The sequence below is a fragment of the Gordonia sp. G4 genome (genome assembly GCF_057770005.1).
Genome location: NZ_CM173442.1, coordinates 2,672,360 through 2,686,157, shown reverse-complemented (window position 1 = coordinate 2,686,157; position 13,798 = coordinate 2,672,360). Strand labels below are relative to the sequence as shown.

The 13,798-nt window shown below is 68.9% G+C and carries 12 protein-coding genes; 7 read left to right on the top strand and 5 right to left on the bottom strand.

Translation table 11 applies throughout. The features are described from left to right. Nucleotides 1–23: 23 nt before the first annotated feature. Nucleotides 24–1,727, bottom strand: coding sequence for a 2-succinyl-5-enolpyruvyl-6-hydroxy-3-cyclohexene-1-carboxylic-acid synthase (menD, locus tag AC3B5T_RS11975; protein WP_488358708.1), 1,704 nt, complete (start codon nt 1,725–1,727; stop codon nt 24–26). Nucleotides 1,728–1,848: 121 nt separating this feature from the next. Here menD and AC3B5T_RS11970 point away from each other — a divergent pair, with 121 nt between their 5' ends. From AC3B5T_RS11970 to AC3B5T_RS11955, 4 genes are all read left to right on the top strand, one after another. After that, nucleotides 1,849–2,466, top strand: coding sequence for a class I SAM-dependent methyltransferase (locus AC3B5T_RS11970; protein ID WP_055475171.1), 618 nt, complete (start codon nt 1,849–1,851; stop codon nt 2,464–2,466). Between the two features lie 54 nt (nt 2,467–2,520). Beyond that, entirely contained in the window at nt 2,521–3,606 is a 1,086-nt protein-coding gene (locus AC3B5T_RS11965; RefSeq protein ID WP_055475256.1) for an AbrB family transcriptional regulator, read from the top strand. A gap of 57 nt (nt 3,607–3,663) precedes the next feature. Beyond that, the gene (locus tag AC3B5T_RS11960; RefSeq protein WP_055475172.1) at nt 3,664–4,971 is read left to right on the top strand and encodes a saccharopine dehydrogenase family protein; all 1,308 of its coding nucleotides are present in this window, start codon (nt 3,664–3,666) and stop codon (nt 4,969–4,971) included. A 257-nt stretch (nt 4,972–5,228) separates the two neighbouring features. Next, nucleotides 5,229–5,675, top strand: coding sequence for an Hsp20/alpha crystallin family protein (locus AC3B5T_RS11955; RefSeq protein ID WP_055475173.1), 447 nt, complete (start codon nt 5,229–5,231; stop codon nt 5,673–5,675). 123 nt (nt 5,676–5,798) lie between these two features. On the opposite strand, the gene AC3B5T_RS11950 is transcribed toward AC3B5T_RS11955, so the two are convergent. Continuing rightward, a complete protein-coding gene (locus AC3B5T_RS11950) occupies nt 5,799–7,004 on the bottom strand; it encodes an EAL domain-containing protein (RefSeq protein WP_055475174.1) in 1,206 nt (401 codons plus the stop codon). A 459-nt stretch (nt 7,005–7,463) separates the two neighbouring features. Between AC3B5T_RS11950 and AC3B5T_RS11945 the strand changes: the two genes are divergently transcribed. Next, entirely contained in the window at nt 7,464–8,669 is a 1,206-nt protein-coding gene (locus tag AC3B5T_RS11945) for a GGDEF domain-containing protein (RefSeq protein WP_231632658.1), read from the top strand. On the opposite strand, the gene AC3B5T_RS11940 is transcribed toward AC3B5T_RS11945, so the two are convergent. Further along, entirely contained in the window at nt 8,615–9,373 is a 759-nt protein-coding gene (locus tag AC3B5T_RS11940) for a hypothetical protein (protein WP_156354189.1), read from the bottom strand. The genes AC3B5T_RS11945 and AC3B5T_RS11940 overlap by 55 nt on opposite strands. A 170-nt stretch (nt 9,374–9,543) precedes the next feature. Between AC3B5T_RS11940 and AC3B5T_RS11935 the strand changes: the two genes are divergently transcribed. After that, on the top strand, nt 9,544–11,670 hold the full coding sequence (locus AC3B5T_RS11935; protein ID WP_055475175.1) for an Rv1355c family protein: 2,127 nt from the start codon (nt 9,544–9,546) through the stop codon (nt 11,668–11,670). A 10-nt stretch (nt 11,671–11,680) separates the two neighbouring features. Here the strand turns inward: AC3B5T_RS11935 and AC3B5T_RS11930 are convergent, their stop codons facing one another. Both AC3B5T_RS11930 and AC3B5T_RS11925 read right to left on the bottom strand, forming a co-directional pair. After that, nucleotides 11,681–12,331: a PaaI family thioesterase gene (locus AC3B5T_RS11930; RefSeq protein WP_010841993.1), complete on the bottom strand. Its 651-nt coding sequence runs from the start codon at nt 12,329–12,331 to the stop codon at nt 11,681–11,683. 34 nt (nt 12,332–12,365) lie between these two features. Then, entirely contained in the window at nt 12,366–12,623 is a 258-nt protein-coding gene (locus AC3B5T_RS11925; protein WP_197282752.1) for a hypothetical protein, read from the bottom strand. A gap of 180 nt (nt 12,624–12,803) precedes the next feature. Here AC3B5T_RS11925 and AC3B5T_RS11920 point away from each other — a divergent pair, with 180 nt between their 5' ends. Beyond that, nucleotides 12,804–13,778 carry a 1,4-dihydroxy-2-naphthoyl-CoA synthase gene (locus AC3B5T_RS11920; protein WP_010841995.1) on the top strand — a complete coding sequence of 325 codons (975 nt, stop codon included), beginning with the start codon at nt 12,804–12,806 and terminating at the stop codon, nt 13,776–13,778. Nucleotides 13,779–13,798 lie beyond the last annotated feature (20 nt).

The following is a 13,798-nucleotide window of genomic DNA, read 5'->3' as shown; positions in this document are numbered from 1 at the left end:
GCTGCCGTGTCACCGCCGCCGCGCTACCGCAGACGTGCCGCGATCGCCGCGTGCACGGCTCGCAGCCGCTCCCGGTCGGTGGCGACCTCGACGACCTCGATACCGCCCGACACCGGGTCCTGCGCCAGCACCGCACCCAGTTCGCCGACGGTGACCCGCCGATGCGGGATGTGGAAACCCGCGCACATCGACGCGATGTCGGTGCGGTGAGGTGTGCCGAAGACCCGTTCGTATGCTCCCGCGTAGACCCCGGAGTTGTACCGCGGATCGCCCTGTTCCAGCAGGCCGAAGATGCCGCCGCCGTCGTCGTTGGCGACCACGATCCGCAGCGACGACGGGCGCGGCTCCCCGGGTCCGACAACCAGACCGGTCGCGTCGTGCACGAACGTCAGGTCACCCATCAGCGCGATGGTCCGCGCGCCGGCCCGGTCCCGGTCGAGCGCCATCGCGGCACCGATCGCCGTCGAGTTGGTGCCGTCGATACCCGCGACGCCGCGGTTGGACAGGACCCGCACGCCGTCGGCGATCCGACCGGCCAGGGCGATGTCGCGGATCGGGTTGCTGGCCCCGACGACGAGTTGGTCACCCGCGGCCATGGCGTCGCCGACCGCACGTGCGACGTGGAGTCCGGTCGCCGGCCCCGGTTCGTCGAGTTCGGCGGTCACGGCGAACGCCACGCGTTCCTGGACCGCCGCGCACTCCTTGAGCCAGTCCTCACGCGGTTCGCCGACGACCTCGATGCGCGTCCCGGTCGCGTAGACGTTGCCGGAGACGTCCGGCCAGCGCGGCCCGGTGGTCAGTGCGTAGACCCGGACCTCGGGGTCGGCGAGCAGGCGGGACACCCCGCGATGCAGCGTCGGCCGGCCGCAGATGATCGCCTGCTGGGGCCGCACCGAGCCGAGGCCCAGCGGATGCAGCGGCGTCGTCGCACGCGGAGCCGTCGGCTCGGCGACCGTCGGGACCCCCGCCAGACCCGGATGGACGCCCGATCCGTGCCCCGACACGACCACGGTGTCCAGGGACAGGTCGATGGGCAGCGGGACATCGAGTCGGCCGACGGGCGCCTGCGTCCAGGGCAGTCCCCCGGGCCGGCCGGAGAAAGTGCCGAGGTCACTCGTCGGGTCGGCGCCGGTGAGCTCGTCCGGGTCGGGGACCAACGGTTCGCGCAGCGGGATGTCGAACTGAACCGGGCCGGCGTTGCCGGTACGGGCGCCACGCGCGGCGGCCAGCACGCGGCCGACCGCCGACCGCCACTGACTGTTGGTGTCGAGATCCTGTTCGGCGAGACCGAGACTGATCGCCGCGCGCACCTGGGTCCCGAAGATGCCGAACTGTTCGACGGTCTGATTGGCGCCGGAGCCGAGGAGCTCATAGGGACGGTTGGCACTGACGACGACGAGCGGCACCCGCGCGTAGTTCGCCTCGAAGACGGCCGGTCCCATGTTCGCGACGGCGGTGCCGCTGGTCATCACGATGGGCACGGGCTGCCCCGACGACACCGCGAGCCCGAGCGCCAGATACCCCGCCGACCGCTCGTCGATCCGCACATGCAGACGGAGACGTCCGGTGGCATCGGCGGCGTGCAGAGCGAAGGCGAGCGGCGCATTGCGCGATCCCGGGCACAGGACGGCCTCGCGGACACCGCCGCGGATCATCTCGTCGACGATGACCCGGGCCTGCAGCGTGGACGGGTTGGGCCCCGGGGCGTTCTGGGCCGGTCGGTTCATCCCACAAGCGTAGTGGTGGGTCTCAGAGAGAGGTGGCCGACCTGTCGCCTGTCTCTGGGACGCACCACTGGGTACTCCCGAGTCCCGACATCGCGGCGGGGAGCGGCGTTACCCTCGTCACGTGGGCTTTTACGACGACCGAGTCCTGCCGCACCTCATCGAACGCACCTGCGGCATGGCCGCATTGACACCGCTGCGAGCGCGGGCCTGCGCCCCGTTGTCCGGCCGGATGGTCGAGATCGGATTCGGTTCGGGCCTCAACGTCGGCGTCTACCCGGTCGCGCTCAGCGAGGTCGCGGCGGTCGAACCGTCCGCGGTCGGCTGGTCGATGGCCGCCGAACGCGTCGCCGCCTCACCGGTGCCCATCGAACGCGCCGGGCTCGACGGCCAACGACTCCCCTTCGACGACGACTCCTTCGACTCCGCACTCACCACCTTCACCCTGTGCACAATCCCCGATGTGAGGGCGGCGCTCGGCGAGCTCCGACGCGTGTTGCGCCCCGACGGCCGGCTTGCATTCCTCGAACACGGCCGCGCACCGGACTCCCGCGTCCGCCGATGGCAGCGGCGACTCGAGCCGATCCAGAAGCGCGTCGCGGGCGGCTGCCATCTCACCCGCGACGTGCGAGCCGAACTGACCGCCGCCGGCTTCACACTCGGACCCGTCGACGAGTTCTATCAGCCGGGCGTCCCGAAGCCGTTCGGCGCGTTGAGCCTCGGGACCGCCCGACCCGCCTGAGCTTCGACCCGCTCGATTCGCCCCGCTCCCGGCGGCGGGCCTAGGGTGGACCCAGTGCGTCGCTGGACAGTGCTGGTACTCCTCACCGCGGTCGCGACGCTGGTGCTCGAGGTGTTCGACGTCGACGCCGCGGCCCTGTTCGCAGGCCTCGTGGTCGCAGGTGCCCTCGCGATCGCCGGCCGGGCACCCGGACCGACGCATTCCGGTTCCGACGACTCCGACGACCCGATCGTCCCGCGGTGGGCGTTCGTGGCGTCGCAAGGCGTCCTCGGGGTCTTCATCGGCACGATGGCCGAGCCGGAGACGATCAGCGGCCTCGGATCGTCGTGGTTCCCGGTCCTCGTCATCGGTCTGGGCACGCTCGTCATCTCCATCGCATGCGGCGCCCTTCTCGGACTGCGCCGCGACGTCGATCCGCTGACCGGCTCCCTGGCGCTCGTCGCCGGCGGGGCGTCCGGACTGGTGGCGCTGACCCGCGAATTCGGCGGCGACGAGCGGATGGTCGCGGTCATCCAGTACCTGCGCGTCGCGCTGGTGACCGTCACCATCCCGCTGGTCGCCTCCCTTGTGTTCGGCGCCGACGGCGACGCGGTCACGCCGGGCGCCGACGCGTGGTCGGCGGAAAGCCTGCAGGGTCAGGCCTGGGGCCTGCTGCTGCTCGCGGTGTGCCTCGGCGTGGGGATTCCGCTCGGCCGGTTGCTGCGCATGCCCGCCGCCGGTCTGCTCGGTCCGCTGGCGCTGGCGACCGTGGCCGAGCTGACCGGGATCGCCGGTCCCGCGGAGGTCTCCCCCGCCCTGCTCGCCGTCGCCTACGCGGTGATCGGATGGCAGGCGGGTCTGGGTTTCACGATGCCGCGCCTGCGTGCGATCGGCCGCGTCCTGCCCCTCGCGCTGGTGCTGATCCTCGCCATCGGGGCCGGCTGCGCACTTCTGGGCGTGGTGCTCTCGGCATGGACCGGCGAGTCGATGTTCGACTGCTATCTGGCGACGACACCGGGCGGCATCTACGCGGTGCTCGCCGCCGCCACCGGGGCCGGCGGGAACGTCGCCTTCGTCGTCGCCGCCCAGATCCTGCGCGTGCTGCTCATGCTGTTCGTGGCGCCCTTCGCGGCCCGTCTCGCCGCGCGGCGTTCGCCGTGAGCGTTCCGGACCGGTCGGCGGTTACGTGTGACCCGCGTCCCACGTAAAGTCGGGGAGATGAGCGGGGAATCGAACATCGACAGCACATCCACTCCCGACAACCGATCCACCGGGCACGGTCGCGAATTCGACGTCGTGGTCTACGGCGCCACCGGCTTCGTCGGTGAACTCACGGCGCGGTATCTGGCCGATCACGCGCCCATCGGCACGAAGATCGCACTCGCGGGACGCAACGAGTCGAAGCTGACCGACGCCCGCAAACGACTGCCGCTGCGAGCGCACGACTGGCCGCTGATCATCGCCGACGCGGAGTCGCCCGCGGCGCTCGACGCCATGGTCGCGCGCACCCAGGTCGTCTGCACCACCGTGGGTCCCTACCTCAAGTACGGCGAGGCCCTCGTGGTGGCGGCGGCCACCGCCGGCACCGACTACGTCGATCTGACCGGCGAGGTCCCGTTCGTCCGCTACTCCATCGACAAGGTCCACGAGGTCGCCGCCGCCTCCGGGGCACGCATCGTCCACTCCTGCGGCTTCGACTCCGTACCGTCCGACATCACCACCTACGCGCTGTACAAGAAGGTCTCCGACGACGCCGCCGGCGAGATGACCGACACCACCCTCGTGGTGGCGTCGATGCGCGGCGGGATCTCCGGCGGCACGATCGACTCCATGCGGGTCATCGCCGAGGAGGCACGTAACGCGCAGTCGCGGCGGCTCATGCTCAACCCGCAGGCATTGTCGAGCGGCCCGGGCGACGTGCCGCGGGTCAGCCTGTCCGACGAACCGAGCGACCTGTCCATCATCAACGCCAAGAAGGTCGACCCGTCGCTGCGCGGCACGCTCGCCCCCTTCTTCATGGCCGCGCACAACACCCGGATCGTCCGACGGTCGAATGCGTTGCTGGACAACGCCTATGGCAAGAACTTCCACTACGCGGAGACAATGAGCGTGGGCAGCGTCCCCGCGGTGTCGACCCTGCTCGCCGGCGCGGTCGCGGTCGGCACCGGCGCGTTCATGGGGGCGATGAGCTTCGGCCCCACGCGTCGGGTCCTCGACCGCGTGCTGCCGAAACCCGGTGACGGACCGAGCGAAAAGGCCCGTGACAGCGGATATTTCGTGGTCGACACATTCACGCGGACCACCACCGGCCGTCGTTACCGGGCCCGGATGCGCGCCCAGGGCGACCCCGGATACAAGGCCACCGCGGTGATGCTCGCCGAGAGCGCATTGGCATTGGCCCTCGACCGCGACCGGCTCCCCAAACGCTCCGGGGTCCTGACCACGGCGGTGGCGATGGGCGACGCCCTCGTCGACCGCCTGCGCAATGCCGGCTTCACCATCGACGCCACCGAGCTCACGGACTGATCAAACCCTCATCCGACGATGCCCGACCGCGCCGTTCGACCCCGCTCCGGGTTGTCCCTGCCATTCCGGGACCACTACCGGCACAGTCGAACTCGCGGCCGGGCGGTGTCGTTTCCGCGGTCTGAAATTTTCTGGCACTCTCACCCCTGGAGTGCTAGACGAGCCCGGGATCCGGTGCTATCTTCGTTGGCAGTACAGCGATGAACTGCTCGTCTGACGGGTGGCGAGCAGCCTTGTAGAACAGGAGGTGAACTGCTGTGCTTCGTTTCGATCCCTTTTCCGACATGGATGCCTGGACCCGAGGCATGATGACCGGTTCAGCGGCCGGAACCGCCCGCACTCCCCGTTTCATGCCTCTGGACCTGTACAAGGTCGAGGATCACTATCTGCTCGTCGCGGATCTGCCGGGCGCCGATCCCGGCTCCATCGACGTGAGTGTCGACAACGGCGTCCTGACGTTGTCCGCCCAGCGGAGTACGCCATCCGACGACGGCGTGCAGTGGCTGACCAGCGAACGATTCTCCGGAACCTACCGCCGCCAGCTGACTCTCGGCGACGCCATCGACAGCTCGGCGATCTCGGCGCGCTACGACAACGGCGTCCTCACCGTGACGATCCCGGTCGCCGAGAAGGCCAAGCCGCGGCGGATCGAGGTGGAGAGTTCCGGCCGGCCACAAGCGATCGAGACCGGGACGGTCACGTGACCGCCGCCCGCTGAACGCGGGTGATCCCTTCCCCCTTGAGGTGTGAGCGAAGCGAGCCATCGCTCCTCACACCTCAGGGTGCGGTGCGGCTCGCTCACAACGCATTCCGGCCGGGAGCGACCCTCAGGAAGCAGATCCGAACAGGTCCGCGAGGGGCGCGGGCCGACCGAACAGGTAGCCCTGGGCATAGTCGAAGCCGAACTCCTCCAGTATCGGGAGCACCTCTTCGGACTCGATGCCCTCGGCCACCATCTTCACCCCGGTGGCCGCGGCCATCTCGCCGATCGCCCGGACAACGGCGCGGTCCGGGGAGCTGTCGGCCAGTTGCGCGATGAGGGTCCGGTCGACCTTCAGCACATCCACCGGGAGGTCCCGGACGTAACGGAGCGCCGAAAACCCGGCGCCCAGGTCGTCGATGCAGATCGTGCAGCCGAGATCGTGCAGTGCGTCGATCGCCCGCGAGGCGGATGTGTCCACCCGGATCGCCTGATCCTCGCGCACCTCGACCCACACCCTCGACGGGTCCACGCCATGTCCGTCGATCAGACCGGCGACGTAGGAGACGAGCCCGTCGTCCCACAGCTGCTGGCCGGACAGGTTGAGCGAGACGAACGTCGTCGCGCCGACTTTCCGGGTGATCTCACCCGACAGATCCCGGATGGCCTCGCCTATCGCATGCCGTCCGATGGGCGCCAGCAGCGAGATTCCTTCGGCCACAGAGAGAAACGCGTCCGGAGCGAGGACACCGAGTTCGGTGTGCCACCGGAGCAGGGACTCATACCCGACGACCCGGCGGTCGCCGACTGCGACGATCGGCTGATAGAAGACGGAGAAGTCACGCTCGACCGACCTGGTCAGCCACCCGGCGAGATCGACCTCGGCCCGGATGTGACGCTGCATCGTGGGGGAGGCGAACACGACGGCCCGCCGGCTGCTGAGCGCGATGCACAGCGCGGCGTCGGCATGGCGGACCAGATCGTCCTCGGAACTCGCCTCGAGCTGCTCGTCGCCGACGGCGACACCCATGCACACGTCGAGGAACCAGCTGCGATCGCCATCGCTCACGGTGTGGGCGCCGAGTTTGGTGCGGGCCGCCTCGATCAGTGCGTTGCGTCCGAGTTCGTCGTCACCGGCGCCGGTCCACGGGAGGTAGATGAGCCAGTAGAAGTCCGATCGCCGGTGGAATCGAGCCCGCGGACTGATGGGCATCAGCACCTGCTCGATGAACCGTTCAGAGGCCGCGGCCGACGCCTCGTAGCCATACGCGACCACTGCTCGGTGATACGGGTCGACCGACACGGCGATGACCGAGGTGCCGACCGTCAACACGACGTCATTCGCTCAATCCGATCCCCCCAGGCGGCGCGGGCGCCGCAGTTCTCCATCGGCTGATTCTACTCAGCCGGCCTGTTCTCCGGAAGGCGGGCGAGTCGACCCGGGTCGGGGGTCCGGTCCGGGCGATATGACTGTTCTCACAAGCGCCGGGCAGTGGCGACGAAACCGTCGGCGGGTTTTTCCGACCCGGGCCGGCGAGGGGACACATTGCTTTCTTATGTGATGTTCGAGAGGGCCCGGACCGGCGCGCGCGCCGTTTCGCGACTATTCTCGGCAGGTCTGCTAACGATTTCGGGAGCGACCGCAAAACTGCTGGTAAGGTGCTTTCATTGCCTATGCGTAGGACAGGAAAGATTGCGCGATTTCCGCCAATGCGGTCGCAGTGGCTTTAATGCGAATCTCGGCGAACAAGCGGCTGCCCCCACAGCCGCCGACGGAAAGCGGTCGTGGTTGATGGCGTTGATCAGAAGGGTGCTCCGTCGCTACGACGCCCGGTCGATGGCGACGCTGATCAGCACCGGTGGTGTCATCCCGCTACCGGTCATCAGCGTGCTCGCTCCGGAGACCCTCTACCCGGGCGGGATGCCGATCCTGTTGACCATCTGGTCGTTCATCGCCGTCGTCTTCGCGGTGACGGCCATCCGCGCACGGCTGACCGATCTCGAATTCGCGTTCCTCGGCGGCCTGGGCATCGTCGGGATCTGTGGGACGTCGATGATCCTCGCCTCGCCGCGTTCGTCGGCGCTCGTCCTCGCGATCGTCGCGGTCATCCCGGCGATCGGCGCCATCTCGGCGACGACCCGGCTCATCCTGTCCCATCTGGCACTCGCGGTCGTGTGCGCCGCCTTCGTCCTGGCGGTCACCTCTCCCTCGCTGCCCGCCTACCTGATCAGTTTCGGCGCGATGCTCGGTCTGATCGTGGTGCCGGTCTTCCTTGTGGTCGCACTGCGCAAGTCGATGGAGGCCGTGCTCGATCAGCAGACCCGTCTGGTCGGAATCGATCCCCTGACCGGCCTGCTCAACCGTCGCGGTTTCCTGATCCGCGCCTCACAACTCCTCTCGGCCGCACGCTCGTCCACCGGGTGGATCGGCATCCTGCTGCTCGATGTCGACCACTTCAAGAAGATCAACGACCAGTACGGCCACCTCGCCGGCGACGGCGTACTGCTGGCGGCCTCGGCGGCCATCCGTGAGCACGCGCCCGTCGGTTCGGAGGTCTGCCGCTACGGCGGCGAGGAATTCCTCATGTTCCACGTGGTCCACGACGCCGACGAACTCTGGCTCAGCGCCGAACGTCTTCGGGCAGCGGTGGCCGCCGCCGCGCCGGTGACGATCAGCGTCGGTGGTGTCTGCGCGCCGTTGCGCCTCGCGGGTGACGATCTCGTCTCCGGCCGCTACGAGACCGCCTCGTCCACCGACGACGTGATCGGCAACCTCCTGGGTCAGGCAGATGCCTGCGTGTACCAGGCCAAGGAGAACGGCCGGGACACCACGGTGATCGAGTCCATCGACGCGGTGATCTGGGACGATGGCGCACCCAGTGCGCATGCGGCCGACGCCGAGCGGACGGTGTCACCGCCGTCGGCGAGCCTGTACGAGGTCTTCTACCGGCGCCCGGCCGACTTCGTCGACATCGACAGCCGGACCAGCGGACGCTGAGTCGTGACCGCCTGCAGGGCGTCGGCCTCCCGGCGCATCCGCTGCCAGGTCTCCGGGCTGGTGAGGCTGTTCAGGCGGGCACGATCCCACCACATGAGCCGGGTGCGGTAGCGATCGTCCGGGAACGGGGTGGCCGGCACCGACTCGTCGACACGCCCGCCACCGGACTGCCAGCGCCGCAGGACGTGGTCGGCCGCGGTCGCCATCATGGCATCGACTCCGGACATCTCCATGATGACCAGTCCCAGCCGCGACAACTGACCGGCAACCGAGCCCGCGATCGACGAGCGCTCGTCCACCCAGGCCGTCTTGACCTCGACGATGCCGCCGTGCAGACGTTCCTCGATGGCATTGACGAGCTGGACCTGACCGGGTTGGCCGGCCCATTCGACCAGCGCATGCGACTGCGCGGCCGCCTCGAACCGGGGCTGGACCCGCAGTCCGCCGACGACCTTGCCCTCGGCGTCGAGCACCGCGAAGAACATCGCCGTGCCCTCGCCGCCGGCGACCTCGTCGTATTCGAGCGCGGCGGCGCACCCGTGACGGTGGTATGAGGCGTCCGCGCCGGCGAGGTACTCGTGCCAGAGGGCGGGTTCGGACCGCGGGCTGGCCACGACCACCGAGTACTCCGTCCCGGTTTCGGGCGCGACCGATCGCAGCATGCCGGTGCGGACCACATCATTGGTAGTTGTCATCTTATTCATCGCAGTATTCCCTTCCAGGAATTAGGAAATTTAGAGACGAGATCTCCCCCGACCCCGCGTGTAATGCTGCCACAGGGGGGCATTTATGCACTCCCACAAGCGCACTTCTTTTAACCGAACCGCCTCATTGGCGGTTGGCGTCGCGCAATCTCCTGCGACACCATGGGCGTATGCACACTCCGCCGGACGCCGCCGCCACCCTCTACTCGCCGGATGAACTACCCGCCGAGTTGACCGCCGAACCCTCGCTGATTGTGTCCGATATCACCGAACGCACGGGCCGCGCACTCGACGAACTCCTCCCACCCGCGGAGCCCGCGCTGTGGGACGAGGCGCCGCGTTTCGTGCACTTCCCCTGGCGTAATGCCCTCGTCAAGATCCCCGGTCCGCGCACGTTCCGACGACTCCGGCTCGACCGCAACCGACACAAGCTGACCGCCGCACAGCAGAGCGCCGCCGGCGACCTCCGGATCGGCATCGTCGGTTTGAGTGTGGGACATGCGATATCGCTCACCCTCGCACTCGAAGGACTTGCCGGCGAATTACGCCTGGCCGATTTCGACGAACTCGAACTGACAAATATGAATCGAATTCCGGCCACGCTCATGGATATTCATGACAACAAGGCGGTGATTGCCGCGCGGCGGATTTCTGAGATCGATCCCTATCTCACCACCGCCGTATACTCCGACGGAATAACAACCGAGAACATCGATGAATTCCTCGACGGCCTCGATCTCGTCGTCGAAGAATGTGATTCCTTCGATGTGAAGGTGCTCATCCGCGAGAAGTGCCGTTCGCGCGGAATCCCCGTCCTGATGGAAACCAGTGACGGCGGCACTCTCGATGTCGAGAGGTTCGACCTCGAACCCGATCGGCCTCTTTTCCACGGTCTGGCGGGCGATCTGCGGATCGAGGATCTCGTCGGACTCGACCGCGCGTCCTTGACCCCACTGGCCGTTCGGGTGCTCGAGCCGACGAAGGTCACCGCGCCGATGGCGGCGTCGGCCATCGAGCTCGGCCACACAGTCACCGCCTGGCCGCAACTCGGCGGCGATGTCCTGCTGGGCGGTGCCACGGTGGCCGCGGCGGTCCGGCGCCTCGTCCAGGGCAAGCCCCTGCGCTCGGGACGGGTCCGATTCGATCGCGACTCGTGGCTCGACGGTCTCGAGGACCCGATCGGGACAGCTCTTCCGGACGGTGGTCGGCAGGCGGCGGCCGCATCCGAACCGCTGCCACCGCAGGAGCAACCGCCCGTCGAGGCGATGTCCGACCGCGAGCTCGTCCTGCACGCCGCGAGGCGCGCGCCGTCGGCGGGCAACCAGCAGCCGTGGCAGATCACCGCCGACGAGGATGCCGTCACCATCACTCTGGACCGCACGCGTACCTCGACCCTGGATGTCGAACACCGGGCGTCGGCGGTGGCGGTGGGCGCGGCGCTGTACAACGCACGGATCGCGGCGACCGCGCGTGGTGTGCTCGACGACATCGAGATCGTCGACGCCGCCGAGACCCTCGCCGGGCGGGCCCGGTTGAAGGGCCTCGACACCGGTTCACGGTCGCCTGAGGCGGAGGCGGAACTCAGCGCGCTGCTCGCTCGCGGAACCCGACGCGGTGTCGGGGACGGGTCCCCGCCGTCGGACGACGACCTCGCCCGGTTGCGCGACGCCGCCACGAGCGACCGGACCCGCCTGCTGGCCCTCGCCGACCGCGCGGACATCGATCGCTATGCATCGATCATCTCCCGCTCGGATCGTGCCCGGTTCCTGACGCCGGAGCTGCACGGCGAGATGTTCGAGGAGCTGACCGACGACCCGGCCGCCGCCGAGGGCATCGACGTCGCCTCGCTCGACCTGCCACCGGCCATGGCGGGCATGTTCGACGTGCTGCGCCGCGCCGACGTGATGGCCCTGCTCGATGAATGGGGTGGCGGCACCGCGCTCGGCGCCGACGCCGGGTCCCGGGTCGCGTCGTCGTCCGCGGTGCTGGTGCTGGTGCAGCGGGGCACATCCGCCGGGGACTATCTGCGCGGCGGGATCGTGGCGGAGCAGTTGTGGGTGGCCGCCGAGCGGCTCGGCTACGACGTGCATCCGATGACGCCGACGTTCCTGTATGCCGGCGACGACGAGACCGCGCGCGGGTTGTCGAGCAATCACGGCGACGAACTGGCCGCCCTGCGCCGCGAAATGCTCGACACGTGGCCGCTCGACGCCGACGAGGCGCCCACCATCGTGCTGCGGCTGTCGCGCGCGGATTCGCCGTCGGTGGTGAGCCGGCGCCTGCCCACGGGCTCGTGAAAGGGCGGGACTAGGGCTGGCCGGGGTTGAGCTTGATGAACAGCGCGTCCATCTCGGCGCAGAGGCGATCGCCGTGGTGCAGGGTGCCCCTGACGAAGACCTTGCGGCCCTCGACACGCTCCGCCCAGGCGTGGATGCGCAGCGGGGTGTTCAGGGGCGTGATGGACCGGTATTGCACGTTCAGGTAGGCGGTCCGGCTGACGTGCTGGATCGCGACCGCCGACGCGAAGCCGCCCACGTCGTCGAAGGCGACGGCCACCTGTCCCCCGTGCGCGGCGTTGTTCCCGCCGAGATGGAAGTCGCGGAACGTCAGCTCGGCGACGACCCCGGTGTCGCCGACCTCGGTGACGACGTAGGGCGGCAGGGTGATGTTGCCCCGGGAGGGCAGGTCGATGCGGGTGCCGGCCGGCGAATGCCATTCGTCGATCCGGACTTCGGCGAGCCGTTCGTTGACGGCGGCCAGCCGGTCGATGAGTTCGTCGACCAGCGCGTCGTCCGGGCAGGCGTAGCGAGCGTTGTCCATGAGCAGGCGGACCTGCTCGCTGAACTCACCGTAGCGGGGCCCGCCACGCTCGGTGGTGATGGCCGTATGAGCCCGGAAGCCACCTTCGTGGGGATCCTCTTCGACGGTCTCGACGGCGCGATCGTTCGCTTCGGTCACCGGTCAACCGTATAAGAGGCAGCGGTGCCGCGACCTAGTCGGTGTCGGTCTGCCGGTGGTGGAACGACCCGCTCGCCGCACTCCCGGCGCCGCGACGATGTTCGGCGAGATCGACGCAGACCTTTCCACGAGCCAGCCGCCGCGTGGACTCCGGTATGTAATCCGGCACCCCACGCGGCCCGCGTTCCTTCTCGTCTCGGATCCGGACCGCCCTCCCGACGATCACCGCGACCGCCGCGGACACGACACACCACGCGCCCCCGATGATCAGAATCCACCCCCATACAGCCATACGTACAGCTAATCACCCCAAACTGAGATTTCGGTGATGTTCGACCCGAAGGCGGACCGCCATCCAATACTTGAATGCAATCCGCGTCGAAGCTGTGTCGACTTCGTGACCTCCGCCCACCAATCCGTACGGCGTCGGGCACGGTGGGTTCGGCGGAGGCGGCGTCGTTAGGCTGACCCCATGACTGCGACGTCAGAAACCCAGGGACCCGCCGACCAGCCGTTCGACCCGTCATCGTGGGCGGCGGTGCCCGGCTTCGACGATCTGACCGACATCACCTATCACCGCCATGTCGGCGAGGGGCGCGAGCACGGCATCGTGCGCGTCGCATTCGACCGCCCCGAGGTCCGCAACGCCTTCCGTCCGCACACCGTCGACGAGCTGTACCGCGTCCTCGATCACGCGCGGCGTTCGCCCGACGTCGGCACCATCCTGCTCACCGGCAACGGACCGAGCCCCAAGGACGGCGGGTGGGCCTTCTGCAGCGGCGGCGATCAGCGCATCCGCGGACGTTCCGGTTACCAGTACGCCACGTCGCACGACGACGACGTCGCAGCGGCCGGCGCCGACACCGTCGACGCGGCACGGGTGAAGGCCGAGGGCGGGCGCCTGCACATCCTCGAGGTCCAGCGCCTCATCCGGACGATGCCCAAGGTCGTCATCGCGGTCGTCAACGGCTGGGCGGCCGGCGGCGGGCATTCCCTGCACGTCGTCTGCGACCTGACCCTCGCGTCGGCCGAGCACGCCCGGTTCAAGCAGACCGACGCCGATGTGGGTTCCTTCGACGCGGGCTACGGAAGCGCGTATCTCGCCAAGCAGGTCGGGCAGAAGTTCGCGCGCGAGATCTTCTTCCTCGGGGAGGCCTACGACGCCGAGACCATGCACCGGATGGGCGCGGTCAACCGCGTCGCCCCGCACGCCGACCTCGAGGCCACCGCCATCGAATGGGCGCGCCGGATCAACAGCAAGTCCCCCACTGCCCAGCGCATGCTGAAGTTCGCGTTCAACCTCACCGACGACGGCCTCATGGGTCAGCAGGTCTTCGCCGGCGAGGCCACCCGCCTGGCCTACATGACCGACGAGGCGGTCGAGGGGCGCGACGCCTTCCTCGAGAAGCGCGACCCGCGCTGGGACGACTACCCGTACTACTACTGATCGGCCCCGCACGCGGGGAC

Coding starts and splice junctions, on each gene's coding strand:
- menD (WP_488358708.1), bottom strand. CDS start 1,727: ATGAACCGACCGGCCCAGAACGCCCCGGGGCCCAACCCGTCCACGCTG.
- AC3B5T_RS11960 (WP_055475172.1), top strand. CDS start 3,664: ATGAGCGGGGAATCGAACATCGACAGCACATCCACTCCCGACAACCGA.
- AC3B5T_RS11945 (WP_231632658.1), top strand. CDS start 7,464: ATGGCGTTGATCAGAAGGGTGCTCCGTCGCTACGACGCCCGGTCGATG.
- AC3B5T_RS11940 (WP_156354189.1), bottom strand. CDS start 9,373: ATGAATAAGATGACAACTACCAATGATGTGGTCCGCACCGGCATGCTG.
- AC3B5T_RS11935 (WP_055475175.1), top strand. CDS start 9,544: ATGCACACTCCGCCGGACGCCGCCGCCACCCTCTACTCGCCGGATGAA.
- AC3B5T_RS11925 (WP_197282752.1), bottom strand. CDS start 12,623: ATGGCTGTATGGGGGTGGATTCTGATCATCGGGGGCGCGTGGTGTGTC.
- AC3B5T_RS11920 (WP_010841995.1), top strand. CDS start 12,804: ATGACTGCGACGTCAGAAACCCAGGGACCCGCCGACCAGCCGTTCGAC.